The organism is Cypionkella sp. TWP1-2-1b2 (genome assembly GCF_049896245.1).
In the GTDB taxonomy this organism is placed as follows: Bacteria; Pseudomonadota; Alphaproteobacteria; order Rhodobacterales; family Rhodobacteraceae; genus Cypionkella.
Genome location: NZ_JAFCTX010000002.1, coordinates 25,167 through 42,375 on the forward strand (window position 1 = coordinate 25,167; position 17,209 = coordinate 42,375).

Annotated in this window: 16 protein-coding genes; 7 read left to right on the top strand and 9 right to left on the bottom strand. The window is 60.6% G+C overall.

The window, feature by feature from the left end; translation table 11 throughout:
* The first annotated feature begins 31 nt into the window (after positions 1–31).
* From ACP7AP_RS01335 to ACP7AP_RS01345, 3 genes are all read left to right on the top strand, one after another.
* The gene (locus tag ACP7AP_RS01335; RefSeq protein ID WP_426031453.1) at positions 32–1,129 is read left to right on the top strand and encodes an acetoin utilization protein AcuC; all 1,098 of its coding nucleotides are present in this window, start codon (positions 32–34) and stop codon (positions 1,127–1,129) included.
* Positions 1,130–1,215: 86 nt separating this feature from the next.
* Positions 1,216–2,109, top strand: coding sequence for a glycosyltransferase family 2 protein (locus ACP7AP_RS01340; protein WP_426031455.1), 894 nt, complete (start codon positions 1,216–1,218; stop codon positions 2,107–2,109).
* On the top strand, positions 2,106–3,071 hold the full coding sequence (locus tag ACP7AP_RS01345; RefSeq protein ID WP_426031457.1) for a Stealth CR1 domain-containing protein: 966 nt from the start codon (positions 2,106–2,108) through the stop codon (positions 3,069–3,071). The genes ACP7AP_RS01340 and ACP7AP_RS01345 overlap by 4 nt, the downstream gene beginning before the upstream one ends.
* Positions 3,072–3,074: 3 nt before the next feature.
* Here ACP7AP_RS01345 and ACP7AP_RS01350 read toward each other — a convergent pair whose 3' ends face one another.
* The 9 genes from ACP7AP_RS01350 to ACP7AP_RS01390 all read right to left on the bottom strand — a co-directional run bounded on the left by ACP7AP_RS01350 (position 3,075) and on the right by ACP7AP_RS01390 (position 13,393).
* The gene (locus ACP7AP_RS01350; RefSeq protein ID WP_426031459.1) at positions 3,075–4,493 is read right to left on the bottom strand and encodes an amidase; all 1,419 of its coding nucleotides are present in this window, start codon (positions 4,491–4,493) and stop codon (positions 3,075–3,077) included.
* Between the two features lie 136 nt (positions 4,494–4,629).
* Complete coding sequence (locus ACP7AP_RS01355) at positions 4,630–5,673, bottom strand: extracellular solute-binding protein (protein ID WP_426031461.1); 1,044 nt, start codon at positions 5,671–5,673, stop codon at positions 4,630–4,632.
* A gap of 28 nt (positions 5,674–5,701) precedes the next feature.
* A complete protein-coding gene (locus ACP7AP_RS01360) occupies positions 5,702–6,727 on the bottom strand; it encodes an extracellular solute-binding protein (protein ID WP_426031463.1) in 1,026 nt (341 codons plus the stop codon).
* A 25-nt stretch (positions 6,728–6,752) separates the two neighbouring features.
* Positions 6,753–7,556: an ABC transporter permease gene (locus ACP7AP_RS01365; protein WP_426031465.1), complete on the bottom strand. Its 804-nt coding sequence runs from the start codon at positions 7,554–7,556 to the stop codon at positions 6,753–6,755.
* Entirely contained in the window at positions 7,546–8,457 is a 912-nt protein-coding gene (locus tag ACP7AP_RS01370) for an ABC transporter permease (RefSeq protein ID WP_426031467.1), read from the bottom strand. The genes ACP7AP_RS01365 and ACP7AP_RS01370 overlap by 11 nt, the downstream gene beginning before the upstream one ends.
* The gene (locus tag ACP7AP_RS01375) at positions 8,458–9,525 is read right to left on the bottom strand and encodes an ABC transporter ATP-binding protein (protein ID WP_426031469.1); all 1,068 of its coding nucleotides are present in this window, start codon (positions 9,523–9,525) and stop codon (positions 8,458–8,460) included.
* A gap of 180 nt (positions 9,526–9,705) precedes the next feature.
* On the bottom strand, positions 9,706–11,139 hold the full coding sequence (locus ACP7AP_RS01380) for an amidase (protein ID WP_426031471.1): 1,434 nt from the start codon (positions 11,137–11,139) through the stop codon (positions 9,706–9,708).
* Positions 11,140–11,253: 114 nt separating this feature from the next.
* Positions 11,254–13,002 carry a response regulator gene (locus tag ACP7AP_RS01385; protein ID WP_426031473.1) on the bottom strand — a complete coding sequence of 583 codons (1,749 nt, stop codon included), beginning with the start codon at positions 13,000–13,002 and terminating at the stop codon, positions 11,254–11,256.
* Positions 13,003–13,075: 73 nt separating this feature from the next.
* Positions 13,076–13,393, bottom strand: coding sequence for a DUF6476 family protein (locus tag ACP7AP_RS01390; protein ID WP_426031475.1), 318 nt, complete (start codon positions 13,391–13,393; stop codon positions 13,076–13,078).
* Between the two features lie 43 nt (positions 13,394–13,436).
* On the opposite strand from ACP7AP_RS01390, the gene ACP7AP_RS01395 reads away from it, so the two are divergent.
* The 4 genes from ACP7AP_RS01395 to pssA all read left to right on the top strand — a co-directional run bounded on the left by ACP7AP_RS01395 (position 13,437) and on the right by pssA (position 17,207).
* Positions 13,437–14,471 (top strand): RluA family pseudouridine synthase, encoded by a 1,035-nt coding sequence (locus ACP7AP_RS01395; protein WP_426031745.1) that lies wholly within the window; start codon positions 13,437–13,439, stop codon positions 14,469–14,471.
* A gap of 251 nt (positions 14,472–14,722) precedes the next feature.
* Positions 14,723–15,619: an RNA polymerase sigma factor RpoH gene (gene rpoH / locus ACP7AP_RS01400; protein WP_426031477.1), complete on the top strand. Its 897-nt coding sequence runs from the start codon at positions 14,723–14,725 to the stop codon at positions 15,617–15,619.
* Positions 15,620–15,720: 101 nt separating this feature from the next.
* Positions 15,721–16,413, top strand: a complete 693-nt coding sequence (locus ACP7AP_RS01405; protein ID WP_426031479.1) for a phosphatidylserine decarboxylase — start codon at positions 15,721–15,723, stop codon at positions 16,411–16,413.
* Entirely contained in the window at positions 16,410–17,207 is a 798-nt protein-coding gene (gene pssA / locus ACP7AP_RS01410; RefSeq protein WP_426031481.1) for a CDP-diacylglycerol--serine O-phosphatidyltransferase, read from the top strand. The genes ACP7AP_RS01405 and pssA overlap by 4 nt, the downstream gene beginning before the upstream one ends.
* Positions 17,208–17,209 lie beyond the last annotated feature (2 nt).

Sequence of the window (17,209 nt, forward strand, 5' to 3'; positions counted from 1 at the left end):
CAATTAGGTAGCGACGGTCAAAAAGGCGGGAATGGCAGTGACTGCCGCATTGTTCATCGGATCAGAGATTTATCGCGGTTCCAGCTATGGCGGCGCGCATCCGTTGCGGGTGCCGAGGGTGTCGACGGTGATGGATCTGGCGCGGGCTTTGGGCTGGCTGGAGGGGCGCTATCGGACCAGCCCGCGCGCCAAGCCAGCGGCGCTTTGGGCGTTTCACACGGCAGAGTATATTGCGGCCTTGCAGGTGGCAGAGGCGGGGAACATCGCGGCTGCGGCAATGGCGCGGCATCACATCGGCACTTTGTCCAATCCGATCTTTCCGCAGATTTACCGCCGTCCGGCGACGGGGGCGGGTGGGGTGTTGCTGGCAGCCGAATTGTTGGCTGCGGGCGGTGCGGTGCATGTGCCGGGCGGCGGCACGCATCATGGAATGCCCGACCGCGCCAATGGCTTTTGCTATCTGAATGATCCGGTGCTGGCGATCATGGCGTTGCGTCGGATGGGCCTGCGGGTGGCTTATGTCGATCTGGATGCGCATCATTGCGATGGGGTAGAATTTGCCTTTGCCGGGGTGCCGGAGGTGCTGCTGATCTCGGTGCATGAGGAAGCGCGTTGGCCGCTTACCGGGGCCTTGGGGGTGGCTGGGGGGAATTGCGTCAACCTTCCCCTGCCTGCGCAGTATAACGACACTGAGGCGCGGCTGGTGCTCCATGAGATGATCTTGCCACGTTTGCAGGCGTTTGCGCCGCAGGTGATCGTGCTGCAGGCTGGGGCGGATGCATTGCAGGAAGACCCCTTGTCGCGGCTGGCCTTGTCGAACAACGCTTATGTCGAGGCGTTGCGGGCGATCAAGGTGTTGGCGCCTCGGCTAATGTTGCTGGGCGGCGGCGGCTATAATCCCTGGTCGGTGGGGCGGTGTTGGACGTTGTTGTGGGCGGAGTTGTCGGGCCAACCGGTGCCCGATCTGTTGCCCGAGGCGGCGCAGGCGGTGTTGCAGGCTTTAAGTTGGGGCGGTGGCGGGCGGCCTTTGCCTGCGCCCGTGCTGCTGACCACTTTGCGGGACGTGCCGCGTGAGGGGCCGATCAGAGATGAGTTGCGCGCGAGGGTGGCGGTTTTGGCGCGGGCTTAGGCCGGGTTTCGCAGCCTCTGGGTGCCTCAAGTTGCGGTTTGTGCGGCCTTGCGGTAAGCCGAGCCAACCCCAAGCCGGAGAAACCCGTGTCAGAAACTGCTGTGCCAACTCCGCGTGTGAAGGTCGCCTGCATCACCACGGTGCGCAATGACCGGATATTTCTGCGCAAGTGGATTAACTATTATGGCGGAAATTTCGGGCGGCAATCGCTGTTTGTGATCATTGACGGCTTGGATGAGACGATCCCTGCCGGGTTTGAGGGCGTGAACTTTCTGCATCTGCGTCACCGCGACTGGGCGGCAGAAATCTCTAACACGCCGATGCGGCGGGTGGTGATGGAGCATAACCGCTCCCGCGCAATTTCCGATCTGGCGCGGACGTTGTGGCGCTACGATTACGATGCAGTGATTGCGACGGATGTCGATGAGTTTCTGGTAGCGGACCCCGCGCGGCATGCCAGTTTGAACGCGTTCATTCAGGGCCATCAGGCGCGGACATCGACTTTGTCGGGGCTGGGCTTGGATGTGGTGCAGGATCTGAAATCGGAACCTGCGATTGATCCGTCGCAGCCGTTTCTGGCGCAAAGGCGAGCGGCCGTCGTCTCAAACGCCTACACCAAACCGGTTCTGGCGTTTAAACCTGTGACATGGGGCGCGGGCCTACACCGCGTCAAACGGCGGAATTTCCACATCCATCCTGATCTCTACATGTTCCACTTCGGCATGATTGATTATGAAACAGCGATGGGCCGCGCCAATGATCCGAACCTGATCGCCGCAGGCTGGGGGCCACATATGCAGCGGCGCGAGGTTTTGTTTCGGATGGTCGAGGCCGCGACTGCGGTCGAGGGCGAGCCTTTGTTTGAAGGCTTCCGCCGTCGCCTGACTTGGGTGCGCAGGCCTTTGGCGTGGAATAAGCCCGCGAAACTGCCGGGGCCGCCGGTGGTGATGATCCCAGAGCGGCTGAGGGCGGTGCTTTGAGCGACCCGATTGATGCGGTGCTGACTTGGGTGGACGGCGAAGACCCTTTGCATGTGGCCAAGCGCAAGGTCTATGATCCGGGGTTTGGGGCTGCGGGGGTAGAGGCCACGCGTTTTGCCAGCCGCGACGAGATTCGCTTTAGCCTGATGGCCCTGCTGAAATTCGCGCCTTGGCTGCGGCAGGTTCATATCGTCACTGACGGGCAAATTCCCAGCGTGGTGCAAGAGTTATGGGCTGACCCTGCCATGCGCGCCCGGGTAAAGATCGTCGATCACGCGGTGATCTATCGCGGCCATGAGGCTTTGTTGCCGATCTTTTCGGGCCGCACGATTGAAACCGCGCTCTATCGCATCCCCGATCTGGCGGAGCGCTATATTTACCTGAACGATGATTTTTTCTTGATCCGCCCAGTGCAGCCCGCTGATTTCTTTACGCAAACCGGACCCGTGCTGCGCGGCCACTGGATGACGCGGGCCTATGGTTTGGTGCCATGGCTGCAACTGGCCGTGGGGCGGCTGAAAGGCCGGGGCAAAAATTGGCAGCCGGTGGGGTTCAAGCTGCAACAGTTGCGCGCGGCGCGGCTGGTCGGCTGGGGTTTGCGGTTTTTCAGCATCGGTCATACGCCTCATCCTTTGCGCCGCTCGACCTTGCAGCGGTTTGAGGCGGCACATCCGGGTGTGATCGAGGCGAATATGGCACCGCGCTTCCGGCATGGCAGCCAGTTTAACCCGGCGAGTTTGGCCAATCATCTTGAACTGGCGGCGGGGACAGCCAGCATAGCGGCGTCGGACAACACCGTCTATTTCCGCGCTGATGTCGATAAGCCGCAGCGCATCGCTGAAAAGCTCGCTGAGGCGGACTCGCGCGATGATGCGCTGTTCATCTGCGTCAACAGTCTCGATCAGGCATCGCCGCAGGTGCAGGCGGATATTCTGGGCTTCCTGCGGCGGCGGATTCTATAGCGCTTAAAGCTGCGGCGGACGCTTGCCGGGCCAATCGGTGGCCAGATGATAGGCCTGCCCCATCGCCAATATCTTGGCATCCGCCCCCACCGGCCCCGCAATCGTCATCCCCATCGGCAGGCCACTCGCATTAAACCCCACCGGCACGTTCAACGCGGGCAGGCCGATCAGGCTGACCGGGATCACCACTTCCATCCAGCGGTGATAGGTGTCCATCGCATGGTCGTTGATGCTTTGCGGCCAGCGCCACTCCACCGGGAACGGCCAGACTTGGGCGGTCGGCAGAATAACGGCGTCATATTTGCTGAACAGGCGGGCCATATGGGCGTAGTAGCGGCTGCGGATCGTGCTGGCTTCATAGACGGCCTGCGCCGTCAGGCCGCGTCCCTGTTCGATTTCCCAAATGGTTTCGGGTTTCAGCTGCAGGCGCTTGGCCGGATCGTCGTAAAGCGGCTTCATGCCACCCGCGTTCAGCATCGCGCGCAGGGTGGTCCACGCCTGCCACAGCTTCTCAGCCGGGAAGGGCGCGGCGATGGCTTCAACCTTGGCACCCTGATCAGTGAACACCCGAAGGCCGGTTTCGCAGAGGTCGAGAATCCCTCGCTCGAATTGATACGCACCACCCCAATCGCCGAGCCATGCGATGCGTTTGCCTTTCAGGTCGGTGGCAAGCTGGCTGGCAAAATTGCTGCCCGCGCGGCCAAATGGCACTTCCGGGTTCACCCCGGCCTGCACCGTCAGCAGGTTCGCGACATCTTCCACAGTGCGCGCCATCGGCCCTTCGGTCGCCAAAGTCGCCATATGGGTGTCGCCTTCGGCATCCCCCGGCACCAAGCCCCAAGAGGGCCGAAAGCCGTAGACATTGCAAAACGCCGCCGGGTTTCGCAACGACCCCATCATATCCGAGCCATCCGCGACAGGCACCAGCCGCGCGGTCAGTGCTGCTGCCGCACCGCCCGAAGAACCGCCTGCGGTCACAGCCAGATCATAGGGATTTCGGGTGACGCCATGCACCGGGTTGAAGGAATGGCTGCCATGGCCCCATTCCGGCGTGTTGGTTTTGCCGATGAAGATCGCGCCTGCCGCGCGCATCCGGGCAGCCAGCAGATCGTCCTTCGCGGGGATGAAATCGGCAAACAAAGGTGAGCCATAGGTGGTGCGTAAGCCCTTGGTGGCGCAGAGATCTTTCACCGCAAGCGGCAGGCCGTGCAGCCAGCCTGCGGGCGTGGCATCATCGGCGCGCTTGGCCTCGGCCAGCAATTCATCGCGATCCCGCAGCGAAATCACCGCGTTTATCGCCGGATTGACCGCTGCGATCTGGTCGAGATGTGCTGCCATCACTTCAGAGGGGGCCACCTTGCGGGCGGCAATCATCCGCGACAACTCGGAGGCTGACAACTCATGCAATGCCAATGTGGTCATCCTCTGGCTCAACTCCCCCAAGGCGTTATGCGGGGGGAGGTTTGGAGGGGGCGGAAAGCCCTCTCCATTCTTGCGCCAAAGCGCTTAAACAAGGATGCGGGGGGTGTACCCCCGCATCGCTATCAGATCCCGCAGGTTACTTTTGCAACTCGGTCCAGATCGCGGTGATATATTCCTGCGCCTTGCCGGTGCAGGCGGGCAGGAAATGCGCCGCTGCCTCGAACTCGGCCGGAACCACAATTTCCGGGGCCGTCTTCATGTCTTCCGGCATGAAAGCCTCGGACCCGCTGATGCCATTGGCGTAGCGGGCGAACGACGAAATCAATGCGGCGTTTTCCGGCAAGCTGATGAAATCAAGGAACTTATAGGCTTCCTCGACGTTCTTGGCGTCTTTCAGCAAGGCGACCTGATCCATCCACTTGATATAGCCTTCTTTTGGATAGCCATATTTCACATCCGGGTTGGCCAAACGCACGCGGAAGATCGCGCCGTTCCAATATTCCGAGGCCATCACGTCATTGCTCGACATTTTCTCGGTCATGCCATAGTCCATCGAGCCCCATTTCGGCTTGGCCTCCAGCAGTTTGTCGCGGACCTTTTTCATCAGTTCGGCGTCTTCCGAACAGGGCTCGCCGCCCATATACATCGTGGCCAGCGCCAGCACGTCGTTCATCTCGGGCGTCACGTTGACCTTGCCGATCAGTTCGGGCGGCGGATCAAGGAAGATCGCGCTGGTGTTCACATCGCCGGAATAGGCCTTCTGGTTCACCGCCATGCCGGTGGTGCCCCACTGCCACGGAATGGTGAATTTCCGGCCCGGATCGTAAGGCACATCCATCCATTCGGGTGCTATATTGCTGTGATGCGGCAGTTTGGTCAGATCAAGCTCTTGAATAAGGCCTTTCTCGATGAAGATCGGCACGAAGTTCGCCGAGGGCACCACAAGGTCAAACCCCGAAGCGCCCGCCTCGATCTTGGCCAGTGCAGTGTCGTTACTGTCATAATCGGTGACCGTCACCTTGATGCCGGTCTCTTTTTCAAACTTCGCCAGCAGTTCGGGGCTGGTGTAGTCGCCCCAGTTGAACAGTTGCAGCGTGCCCTCCGCGCTTGCCAGCGCGGTGCTGGCGAGCAACAGAAGGGTGGCTGAGAAAAGCTGTTTCGACACGTTTGTTTTTGTCATTGTCGTCTCCCTTGGTTTCAGTCTCGTGTTATTTTTGCAGATCCGTCCAGATTGCCGTCATATATTCCAGCGCCTTGCCAGAGCAGGCTGGCATGAAATGCCCCGCCGCTTTGAACTCGGCCGGGATGTTGACTTCCGGCGCGGTGGCCATGTCTGCGGGCATGAACTCTGCCGATCCGGTGATGCCGTTGGGATAGCGCGCGAAGGCCGAGATCAGGGCGGCATTTTCTGGCAGGCTGATGAAGTCGAGGAATTTATAGGCTTCATCGACGTTCTGAGCGTCCGACAAAAGCGCCACCGAGTCCATCCACAATGGATAGCCCTCTTTCGGATAACCATAGACCACATTGGGATTTTTCAGCCGCGAGCGAAAGGTTTCGCCCGACCAGTTCACCGATGCCGCCCAATCGCCATTGGCCATATGTTCGGTGGTGCCGTAATCCATCGAGGTCCAGTATTGCTTGCCGTTCATCAGCGCGTCATGCGCCTTTTTCAGCACGGCGACATCCTCGGTGCAGGGTTTGCCACCCGCCCACATCACGGCAAGGCCAACGACTTCGTTCATCTCGGGCACGACGTTGATCTTGCCCTTCAACTCATCCGGCGGGTTCAGGAACAGCTCGGAGGTGTTGGGATCGCCCTTGTAAACCGAGGTATCCACTGAAATCCCCGTCGTGCCCCATTGCCACGGAACCGTGTAGTTGCGGCCCTTGTCCCATTCCACATCCATCCATTCCGGTGCGATGTTATCGTGGTGCGGCAGGCGGGTCAGGTCAAGCTTCTGGATCAGGCCTTTCTCGACATAGATCTGCACGAAATGCGCTGAGGGGACCACGAGATCAAAGCCAGCACCACCTGCCGAAACCTTGGCCAAAGCGGTGTCGTTGCTGTCGTAATCGGTGACAGTGACCTTGATGCCAGTCTCTTTTTCAAACTTTTCCAGCAGTTCCGGCGAGGTGTAATCGCCCCAGTTGAACAGGTTCAGTTGGCCTTCTGCGAGGGCGGGTAGGGCAGTGGTCAGTAGCAAGGCGGCGGCAAGAGCGGGTTTTTTCATCCGGGGGAGGCTCCGATGGTTGGGGTCAGTCGTTTTTGCGGGTCAGCAGGAAGAACGCGGTCAGCAGCACCACCGTCAGCAACAGCAGCATTGAGGAAATCGCGTTAATCTCCGGCGTGAGTTGGCGGCGCATTTGGCCAAGCATATAGGTCGGTAGCGTGTCTTGGCCGCCGGATTTGACGAATTCGGTGATCACCACGTCATCCAGACTGATCACAAAGGCCAGCATCGCGCCTGCGATCACGCCGGGCAGCAGCAAGGGCAGGGTGACATGGCGAAAGGTCTGCCAAGGTGAGGCGTAGAGGTCTGCGGCGGCGGTTTCCAGCGTCAGATCCATGCCCTCAAGCCGGGCGCGGATCGGCAGATAGGCGAAGGGGATGCAAAAGGCGGCATGGGCGAAGATCACATAGCCGATGCCCTGAATACCTGTCGCCTGTTTGATCATGCCAAAGAAGATCAGCAACGACACGGCGGTGACGATCTCCGGCACCATCAGCGGCTGGTTGATCATCACATAGATAAAGGTCTGGCCCTTGAACGCCTTGCGCCGGGTGGTGCCCAAAGCCGCCATAGTGGCGACAGCGGTGGACATCACGGCGGCAGAAACGGCGATGATCAAGGATCGCACGGTGGCGTCTTTGACCTGATCATTGTTCCAGGCCTTGGCATACCAATCCAAGGAAAACCCGCCCCAGACCGCAACCGATTGGCTGGCGTTGAAGGAATAGGCCACCAGCGTGAAGATCGGCAGGTAAAGCGCTATGAACACCAGCACGGCGGTGGTGGTGAAGCCGGGCAGTTTGGCGACTGAGAAGGTTTTAGTGGCCATGAGCGGTATCCCGGTTTGCGTATTTCACATAGATCAGCAGCGCGGCGGTCACGATCACCAAAAGCGTCAGCGACAAGGCAGCGCCTAACGGCCAGTTGCGGCCCTGACCGAATTGCAGGTCAATAAAGTTGCCGATCATCATCTGCTTGCCACCGCCGAGCACGCGGGGGGTGACGTAAGCGCCAAGGGAGGGCACGAACACCAGAATCGAGCCCGCAATGATACCGGGCTTGACGATGGGCAGGATCACCCGGCGCAACACCTGCATCCGGCTGGCGTAAAGGTCATAGCCCGCCTCTAAAAGCCGCATGTCAAATCGGTCGATGGCGGCGAACAACGGCAGAACCATCAGCGGCAGATAGACATAGGCCATGCCGATGAACACGGCGGTGTCGGTATACAGCAGTTGGATCGGCGCCGTGATCACGCCGAGTTTCAGCAGCAAGGTGTTCAGCAGGCCTTCATTGCGGATCACCTCGTTGATCGCATAGGTGCGGATCAACAGGTTGGTCCAGAACGGAATGGTGATCAGAAACAACCACAAAGCCCGCGATTTGGTCGGACGGGTGGCGATGAACCAAGCCGTCGGAAAGCCCACAGCGAAGGTCAGCAGCGTGGTCAGCACCGACAGTCTGATCGAGCGCCAGAAGATCGTTACATTGGCATCGGCAAGACCGTAAGTGTCGTCAAAGATATCCTTGGTCCAAAGGATGCCGCGCCAACCGTCCAGCGAGAACTTCCATTCGACATTGCCATATTGGCCGGGGGCGAGGAAGGAATAAACCGCCACGATCATCAAGGGGCCAACGGCGAACAGCGTCAGGATCACCAGCGCGGGGGTGGACAGCAACCAGCCGTTGCGGGTGGATTGCGCGGCCTGGGCTTTTTCAGCGGCGCTCATTCAGTCCTCCAACACTTGCGCGGAGCCCGGCGTGAAGGTGACGCCCACGGTTTGGCCTGCGCAGAGTGCTGCCTCGCCCGTCACGTCTGACACCACGCAGGCTTCAATCTCGGTGCCATCGGCCAGATGCAGTTGGTAGTTCATGTCTGTGCCCATGTAGACCACGCCGCGCACGGTGGCGGGTAGGGTGCCGGGCTCGGCGGTGGGGGTCAGCTTCACTTGTTCGGGGCGCACGGTGACGGTGACCGCGCCGGATTTTGTGGCCGCGGGGGCGGGCATTTTATAGCCGCCCGCCAGCGTCAGGGTGGTGCCGTCCGAGGTGGCGGGCATGAAATTGGTCTCGCCGATGAAACTGGCGACAAAGCGGTTCAAAGGGCGGGTGTAGATTTCACGCGGGGTGCCAACCTGTTGCAGCTTGCCCGCCGACATGACGCCAATGCGGTCAGACATGGTCAGGGCTTCTTCCTGGTCGTGGGTGACGAAGATGAAGGTGATGCCAGTTTCGGTTTGCAGGCGTTTCAACTCGCCCTGCATTTCACGCCGCAGTTTCAGATCGAGCGCAGAGAGCGGCTCATCCAGCAGCAGCACTTTCGGCGAGGGCGCCAGAGCGCGGGCAAGGGCGACGCGCTGTTGCTGGCCGCCCGAAAGCTGCGAGGTTTTGCGCGAGGCCATCGCCTCCAGCTTCACCAGTGCCAACATCCGGTCCACCGTCGCCTTGACCTCGGCGCGCGGGCGGCCCTGCATTTCCAGACCAAAGCCGATGTTCTGCGCCACCGTCAGATGCGGAAACAAGGCGTAGCTTTGGAACACCGTGTTCACCGGTCGTTTGTTCGGCGGCAGGTAGGTGATGTCTTGGCCATCGAGCAGGATGGTGCCGGAGGTCGGCATCTCAAACCCGGCGATCAGCCGCAGCAGAGTGGTTTTGCCGCAGCCAGATGGCCCGAGCAGGGTGAAGAATTCGCCCTTGCGGATTTCGACCGACACATCATTCAGCGCGCGGACGGTGTTATCGCCCTGTCCGAAGGCTTTTACGGCATTGCGGGCCTCGACGGCGTTCAGTTGACTCAAGGTGACTCGCTCCCGTTGGTTTTGATCATATTGTGCTGCGGGCAAGCCCCTGCGCAACATAAACTTCGCCCCTTGTGCCGAAAGACCAGGCAGTTGCCGCTTAGGTTGTGCGGATGCCTAAGCGCGCGGCAGGATGATAACGCGCGCAAAGGCTTAGGCTTGGCAGTGCTTAGGCGTGGCTTAAGCCATTGCGGCGCGGCGGGTGTTCCAAGGTGCCGCAGATTCGATTTCAGCGCAGAGCGCGATCAATTCTTCATCGTTCCCGTAGGATGCCGCCAGATGGATGCCGATGGGCAAACCTGTCGTAGATTGGCCTAATGGCAGCGAGGCGGCAGGCTGTCCGCTGGCGTTAAACACGGCGCAGAACGGCGAGTAAGAGAAGATGCCGCCGGGGCCGATACGGTAATTCACATAGTCGTCGCGGTTGTGGTGATAGCGGCTAACGCGGGCAGGTGGCTCGGCGAGGGTGGCGGACAGCAGAATGTCGGTGCCACTGGCAAAGTATTCGGCCATCTGGCGACCGAAGCTGTGTATCTCGCCCACGGCTTCCAGATAGCGGGTTGGGGGCAGGGTGGCAGCATAGGCGACAGCGGAGCGGCCGATGCCTTCGACCAGATCGGGCGTCAGGGCGCGACCGTTCAGCGCTTTCTGGATCGACAAAGCGGTGCCGACACCGACAATATCCGTCCAGGCCCGCATCATCATATCTACATCCGCGCTCGGCCGACCCTGCTCGACATGATGACCAAGTCTTTCCAGCAGCACTCCCGCATTGCGCACGGCTTGCGCCACCTCTGGATCAATCGCTTCACCGGTGAAGGTGGTATCACAGAGTGCGATGCGCAGGCGGCGCGGCGGGCGACTGATCGCGGCTGCATGACCATGCGCCAGCGCAGGTGCGACATAGGGCGCTCCAAGGTCAGGCCCTTCGCAGGCGTCCAGCATGATCGCGGTATCACGCACCGAGCGGGTCAAAAAGCCGTCAATCGCCATACCCGCCCAGCCTTCACCGGAATAGGGGCCATCGGGCAGTCGGGCTCGGGTGGATTTGAAGCCGAACAACCCGCAGGAGGATGCTGGGATACGTACAGAACCGCCACCGTCCGAGCCATGCGCGAAGGCCACAATTCCGGCGGCCACCGCAGCGCCCGCGCCGCCGGATGAGCCGCCCGAGGTATAATCTAGGTTCCACGGGTTGCGGGTCGGGCCGCCATAGACTGCGGCTTCGGTGACAGCGCCGACGCCGCCCTCGGGGCTGGTGGTGCGGCCAAAGTTGACCACGCCCGTTGCCCTGATCCGTTCCCAGATCGCGGAATCGCGCGCGTAGGTGGTGTTCATCAGCAGACGCGAGCCGTTATGGCCGGGGAAATCCACCGCCTCGCAGCCAAGGTCTTTCAAGAGGAACGGCACACCCCGGAACGGCCCGCGCGGCAAACCTTCGGCAATCGCACGGCGGGCGGCGGATTCTTGCATCAGCACCACGGCGTTGATCGCGGGGTTGCGCGCCTCGACCGCTGCAAGGGCTGCGTCCAGCAGTTCGGTCGGCGTCACTTGCCCCGATGCCACCATCCCCGCCAATTCCGTCGCATCGCGCGCGCCCAGATCACCCATCATCCCGATTCTCCCGCTTGTTTGGCGCAGTTGACGCCGACAAAGCGGTTGCGTCCCGTCCGGGATGACCAGCGATGTCGCAAACAGGCGGCGGTTAGGCCAAGGGCGCAGCGCTTGTCAGATGTTTGGGCTAGTCAGGTGTTTGGCAAGGCCAAGCCGCAGCGCCTCCATCGTCAGCGGTTTGGTCAGATAGCCGTCCAGGCCCGCAGCGAGATACAGTGCGCGGTCGGCCGTAGAGGCATCCGCCGTCATCGCCACCACCGGCAAATGCGGCCCCGGCAAGGCGCGGATCGCGGCCAGAGTCTCGATCCCCGACAGACCCGGCATGTGCAGATCAAGCAGCACCAGGTCGGGGCGCTGGGTGGCAATGGCTTGCAGGGCTGCGGCCCCGCTTTCCACCTCGTCGACACGCACCTGCATACCGCGCAGATAGGTCGCGGCGACCAAGCGGTTGGTGGCGATGTCATCCACCACCAAGATAAGGTGCCCGGACAGATTGGCCGCATGTGCAGGCAGGTAGGCGGGTGTCGTGACCGGGCGGATCATCACGCTGAGCCGGAACAGCGCGCCGATCTGACTTGGCAAATGCACCAGATCGCCCTGCATATGCTGGGCGATGCTACGACTGATCGCCAGCCCAAGACCGGTGCCGCTGTGCGCGCCCGCCCCGCGTTGGAAGGGTTGAAACACAAGGCCGTGTTCATGCGCCGGGATGCCCTTGCCGGTGTCCGAGACATCTATCTGCAACTGACCGCCCATAGCTTGGCCGGCGTGGGGCAAAGGTTGTGCGCGGTAGCTGACCCGCAAGGTCGCACCGCCGGTTTTGGTGAACTTCAACGCATTGGACAAAAGGTTTGACAGGCATTGCCGCAAGCGCTGCGGATCGAATTCGGCGGTTTCCGGCAGATCGGGGGCAAGGTGGCCATCTGGCAACCGCGGCGCGGTAAACTCCAACCGCAGCCAAAGCCCGGCTTTGGCAAAGACTGGCTGGAACAGCGCCACCGTGGCCTCAACCACCTCTTTCGGTCTGGCGATGATCGGGCGGAGCGGCAGTTGGTTTTCTTCAATCGCAGCCATTTGCAAAATGTCATCAAGGATGGCCGCCAGATCCAGAGCCGAGCTGACCAGCGTGTGCATCCTTGCCTGCGTGGCAGGGCTGGGCGTGTGCAGCAGTTCCGACTCGCCCATACCAACTATCGCGTTGAGCGGGGTGCGCAACTCGTGACTCATCTGCGCCAGAAAGTGGCCCTTGGCGCGGTTGGCGGCATCCGCCCTGACGCCGCGACTGCTGATTTCCACATGCAGCGCATGATTGGATCGCATCGCCCCCAAGCCATAAGAAATGGCAGCCAGCAGGGCTACGGATGAGGCCGCAAAGCCCATCCAATCCTGTTTCTCCAGCCAGTAAAATCCGTTGCCGATCAGCGCCGTCAGCGTGGCCGCAGTCATGCCTGCGATGCCGAACGGCATGTGGATCGCCCGCACCGTGCTCAGCTGAAACAACGTCATGCTGAGTAGCCCCGCCGCCGCCGCTTTGGCAAATTCGGTGTCCTGCTGCCAGATCAACGCGCAACACAAAGTGTAAGATGTCTCGGTAAGAAAAACCGCCGCCACGGTTGCGAGGTAGCGGCGCGGTTGGCTGCTTGGATCAAGTGCGCGCATCAGCTGAAATCCGAGCCCCTCCAGCGCCATATCCACTCCCAGCGCCGCCAGCACCAGCCAAGGCGGCAGAAACAGCGCCATCAGGCCAAAAGCGACAGATGTGCTTAAAAGGCGGGTGGGCTCTACCGCAGTAAGCATCTGTAATTGGGTGCTGATTTGCGCAGCTGCATCGGGGCCCGGCATTAAGAACCGCAATATTTTCATCGCGCGGGCATCCTCAAACTCTGTCTGGCTCAGCAAAGATCACGGGCTGTATCTGGTCAAGACAAAGCTTGGGTTATGGCGCGGGAATTGGCGCTATGGCGATCTCTTGCTGCAATGCGCCTTGCGGCGTGAAAATCAGGATGCGGTTGTCGGTGGTGACAACGCCGATCCAACCGGGCGCCATGGTGATCGCCTGCGCTGTGGCCCCGGCGGGCATTTGCAAGCTTGCCGGCAGGGCGGGGGTCAAGCTGTTTGCGTTCGGCATACGGGTGACAAGCAGGCCGACCACGGTTATGACACCGCCAATCATGGTGATCATCAGCACGATCACCAAAACTTTCAGCAAGCGGAGCGAGGGCGGCAAGCCCGGCTCGATCGGAGTGTCAGACATGGCGAGCCCTTATGAAGACGAAGACGCTGTTGATGGCGCAGAAATGGGAGACGACGACGTGGCGAGCAACCGTCTGGTCATCGTGATTGGCGAAGACGCGACTCCTCGTCTTGATAAGGCGCTTGCGGCCGCGGTGCCAGAGCAAGCTGCACTGTCGCGCTCGCGTTTGATGAAGATGATCGACGAAGGCGACGTTTTGCGCGATGGCGTGGCGGTGACCAACCCGAAGACCAAGGTGAAAGCGGGTGAGGTCTACACCCTGATCCTCGCCCCCGCCGTCGATGTGGCGACCCTGCCGGAAGATATTCCGTTGTCCGTGATCTGGGAAGATGGCGACCTGATCGTGATAGACAAGCCTGCAGGCATGGTGGTGCATCCCGCCCCTGGAACACCTTCCGGTACCTTGGTCAACGCGCTGTTGCACCATTGCGGCGATACCTTGTCTGGCATTGGCGGTGAGCGTCGCCCCGGCATCGTCCACCGCATCGACAAAGACACCACGGGCCTGTTGGTGGTCGCCAAATCCGACCGCGCGCATCACGGATTGGCTGCGCAGTTTGAGGCCCATACCGTTAATCGCCGCTATCTCGCGGTGGTGAACGGCGTGCCTTCAGCCTATGATCCGCGCATCCGTGGCCTGAAGGGTATCACCTTTGAAGCAGGCGGCATCCTGAAAATCGCCACCCATCTGGAGCGCCACAAGACCGACCGCCAACGCCAAGCCGTTGTGTGGAATTCGGGCCGCCACGCCGTGACCCGCACGCGGGTGATGGAAGATTTTAAGGGTGGTGCTGCCCTGATGGAATGTTGGCTGGAAACCGGACGCACCCACCAAATCCGCGTCCATATGGCCTATGCGGGCCATGGCTTGGTCGGCGATCAGACCTATGGCGGCAAGAAAAAAGTCTCGCCCAAACTGTTCGGGCCTGAAGTGGCGGAACTCGGCAACAGCTTCCCCCGCCAAGCCTTGCACGCGGCAACCTTGGGCTTCGCGCATCCGGTGACGGGCGAGATGCTGGAATTCACCTCGCCCTTGCCCGCTGATCTGGAGGGGCTGCTGGCGGCTTTGCGCCGCTGAGGGCCGCTCATCAAGCCTGACGGCTTTCTTCGCTTACGCCGCGCCTGTGACAGCGAGGAAAGCCGATAGGCTTGAGGAGCGTTCGCTAACATTCCCGTGACCGGAATGTTACAAACCTTCCGCTGCGACGGAAGTGGAACCATCTTTCGTTAAACAAGTTATGCCTATGATGCTTGAAGGCGGCGTCTGGCATATATAAATTCGACTGTCCGGGGGCGAAACTGCACCGGACCAACGAGGGAGCGTCAAACATGAGCACCTATGCAAATCTGCCAGCACCCAGCCCCGAACAGGGGCTGAACCGTTACATGCAGGAAATCCGCAAATTTCCGCTGCTTGAACCCGAAGAAGAATACATGCTGGCCAAACGCTGGGTCGATCACCAAGACAGCCCAGCCGCGCATCGCATGGTGACAAGTCATCTGCGACTGGCCGCCAAAATTGCCATGGGCTATCGCGGCTATGGTCTGCCGCAGGCCGAAGTTATCTCTGAGGCAAACGTCGGTTTGATGCAGGCTGTCAAACGCTTTGACCCGGAAAAGGGGTTCCGCCTCGCGACTTACGCGATGTGGTGGATCCGCGCGAGTATTCAGGAATACATCCTGCGCTCGTGGTCTTTGGTCAAACTCGGCACCACCTCGGCGCAAAAAAAGCTGTTTTTCAACCTGCGCAAAGCCAAAGCCAAGGTTGGCGCGTTGGAGGAAGGCGATCTGCGGCCGGAAAACGTCACCCGCATCGCCACCGATCTGAACGTGTCGGAACACGAGGTCGTTGATATGAATCGGCGTTTGTCGGGGGGTGATGCTTCGCTGAACGCAACGGTTGGTTCCGACGGTGAAGGCACCACGCAGTGGCAGGATTGGTTGGAAGATGAAGATAGCGATCAGGCTGGCGATTATGAGGCGCGCGATGAATTCGACATCCGCATGGACCTGCTGCACCAAGCCATGTCGGCGCTGAATGACCGCGAAAAAGACGTGCTGATGAAGCGGCGCCTGTCGGAAACCCCGATCACGCTGGAAGAACTGTCGGAAAGCTACGGCGTTAGCCGTGAGCGTATTCGTCAGATCGAAGTCCGCGCGTTTGAAAAGCTGCAAGAGCGGATGCGCTCATTGGCCGTTGGCAAAGGCATGGTAATCCCGGCCTAAGACAAACTCCTTTGGGCGTATCTTGCGCCCAAAGGTTGCGCCATGCGTGAGCAAAGGCTAGATAGCTGGATCAAACTGATGTGCCATAAAAGGGCCACCCTATGACCATGCTGGAAACCTTTCTGAAACCGATGCACCGCGAGGGCTATAAGTTTGTCGGCATCTTCGCCGTCATCACCTTAGTGTTGTTTTGGATATGGGACCCGTTGGGTTGGCTTGGCGTTGGCGCAACCGTCTGGTGCTATTACTTTTTCCGCGATCCGAAACGCTCGGTCCCACAGGGGCGTGGCCTGATCGTCTCACCCGCCGATGGCGTGGTGTCTTTGATTGAACGCGCGGTGCCGCCGCCGGAACTTGGCGCGGGCAATGATGCGCTGACGCGGGTTTCGGTGTTCATGTCGGTATTCAACTGCCATGTGAACCGCGCGCCGATTGCCGCACGCATCGCCAAAATGGCGTATCGTCCGGGTAAATTCCTCAATGCCTCGCTGGATAAAGCCTCGGAAGACAATGAGCGCAACAGCCTGCTGTTGGAGCTTCCCGATGGTCGCCACCTGATCGTGGTGCAGATTGCAGGCCTTGTCGCCCGCCGCATCGTGCCGTTCGTGTCGGAAGGTCAGTCGCTGCGCACAGGTGAACGTTTCGGCCTGATCCGCTTTGGGTCGCGCCTTGATGTCTATCTGCCCGATGGGGTCGAACCCTTGGTCGCGCTGGGTCAAACCATGCTCGGCGGCGAAACCGTTCTGGCCGAGTTGGACCGCGACATGCTGCGCCGCGCGGCAGTGCGGGAATGAAGGTGCCCGCCGCGCCGCAGCCTGCCGAACCTCAGCCTGCAAAGGCCGGGCGGCGTCCGCGCAAAAAGCTGCATATCGTGCAGTTGATCCCGAATTTTATGACCGTGGCGGCGCTCTGTGCGGGGCTGACAGCGGTGCGCTTTGCGATTGAGGGGCGATTTGGTCTGGCGGTTGCGCTGATCATCGCGGCGGCGGTGATGGATGGCCTTGATGGCCGCCTCGCGCGGTTTTTGAAAAGCGAATCCGATATGGGGGCTGAACTTGATAGCCTCTGTGATCTGGTCAATTTCGGGGTGGCTCCGGCGCTTATCACCTATCTTTGGGCGCTTCAGGGCATGCGTGCCGAGGGCTGGATCGCCTGCCTGATCTATGCCGTCGCTTGCTTGTTGCGCCTTGCCCGCTTTAATATCGGAAATCGCCAACCTGACAATGATTCCAACAGCTTCCAAGGCGTGCCTTCCCCAGCGGGCGCACTGCTGGTGATGCTGCCGATGTTTCTCGCTTTCGCGCTGGACGACGGGCAGCCGCATGCCACTGGCCTTGTGGCGCTGTGGATGGCGCTGGTGGGCTGGCTGATGGTGGGGCGTTTCCGCACGCCGTCGTTCAAACGCGCCACGATCTATGCCGAGAATGTCAGTTTTGTGCTGCTCGCCTTCGTCGGTCTGGTCGCGGCGTTGTTGACCTATCCTTGGACAACGCTGGCTCTGGTAGATTGCGCCTATCTCGCGGCACTGGTCTACAGTTTCGTCAAAAAACCGCGCAAACCTGTGGAAGACGTGACACCCGAGGCCTAAGC

Bases quoted from the DNA above. Each gene is read 5' to 3' on its own strand.
- pssA (WP_426031481.1), top strand. From the start codon at position 16,410: ATGAAGGTGCCCGCCGCGCCGCAGCCTGCCGAACCTCAGCCTGCAAAG.
- ACP7AP_RS01390 (WP_426031475.1), bottom strand. From the start codon at position 13,393: ATGTCTGACACTCCGATCGAGCCGGGCTTGCCGCCCTCGCTCCGCTTG.
- ACP7AP_RS01405 (WP_426031479.1), top strand. From the start codon at position 15,721: ATGACCATGCTGGAAACCTTTCTGAAACCGATGCACCGCGAGGGCTAT.
- ACP7AP_RS01355 (WP_426031461.1), bottom strand. From the start codon at position 5,673: ATGACAAAAACAAACGTGTCGAAACAGCTTTTCTCAGCCACCCTTCTG.
- ACP7AP_RS01360 (WP_426031463.1), bottom strand. From the start codon at position 6,727: ATGAAAAAACCCGCTCTTGCCGCCGCCTTGCTACTGACCACTGCCCTA.
- ACP7AP_RS01350 (WP_426031459.1), bottom strand. From the start codon at position 4,493: ATGACCACATTGGCATTGCATGAGTTGTCAGCCTCCGAGTTGTCGCGG.
- ACP7AP_RS01370 (WP_426031467.1), bottom strand. From the start codon at position 8,457: ATGAGCGCCGCTGAAAAAGCCCAGGCCGCGCAATCCACCCGCAACGGC.
- ACP7AP_RS01395 (WP_426031745.1), top strand. From the start codon at position 13,437: ATGGGAGACGACGACGTGGCGAGCAACCGTCTGGTCATCGTGATTGGC.
- ACP7AP_RS01380 (WP_426031471.1), bottom strand. From the start codon at position 11,139: ATGATGGGTGATCTGGGCGCGCGCGATGCGACGGAATTGGCGGGGATG.
- ACP7AP_RS01365 (WP_426031465.1), bottom strand. From the start codon at position 7,556: ATGGCCACTAAAACCTTCTCAGTCGCCAAACTGCCCGGCTTCACCACC.
- ACP7AP_RS01385 (WP_426031473.1), bottom strand. From the start codon at position 13,002: ATGAAAATATTGCGGTTCTTAATGCCGGGCCCCGATGCAGCTGCGCAA.
- rpoH (WP_426031477.1), top strand. From the start codon at position 14,723: ATGAGCACCTATGCAAATCTGCCAGCACCCAGCCCCGAACAGGGGCTG.
- ACP7AP_RS01335 (WP_426031453.1), top strand. From the start codon at position 32: ATGGCAGTGACTGCCGCATTGTTCATCGGATCAGAGATTTATCGCGGT.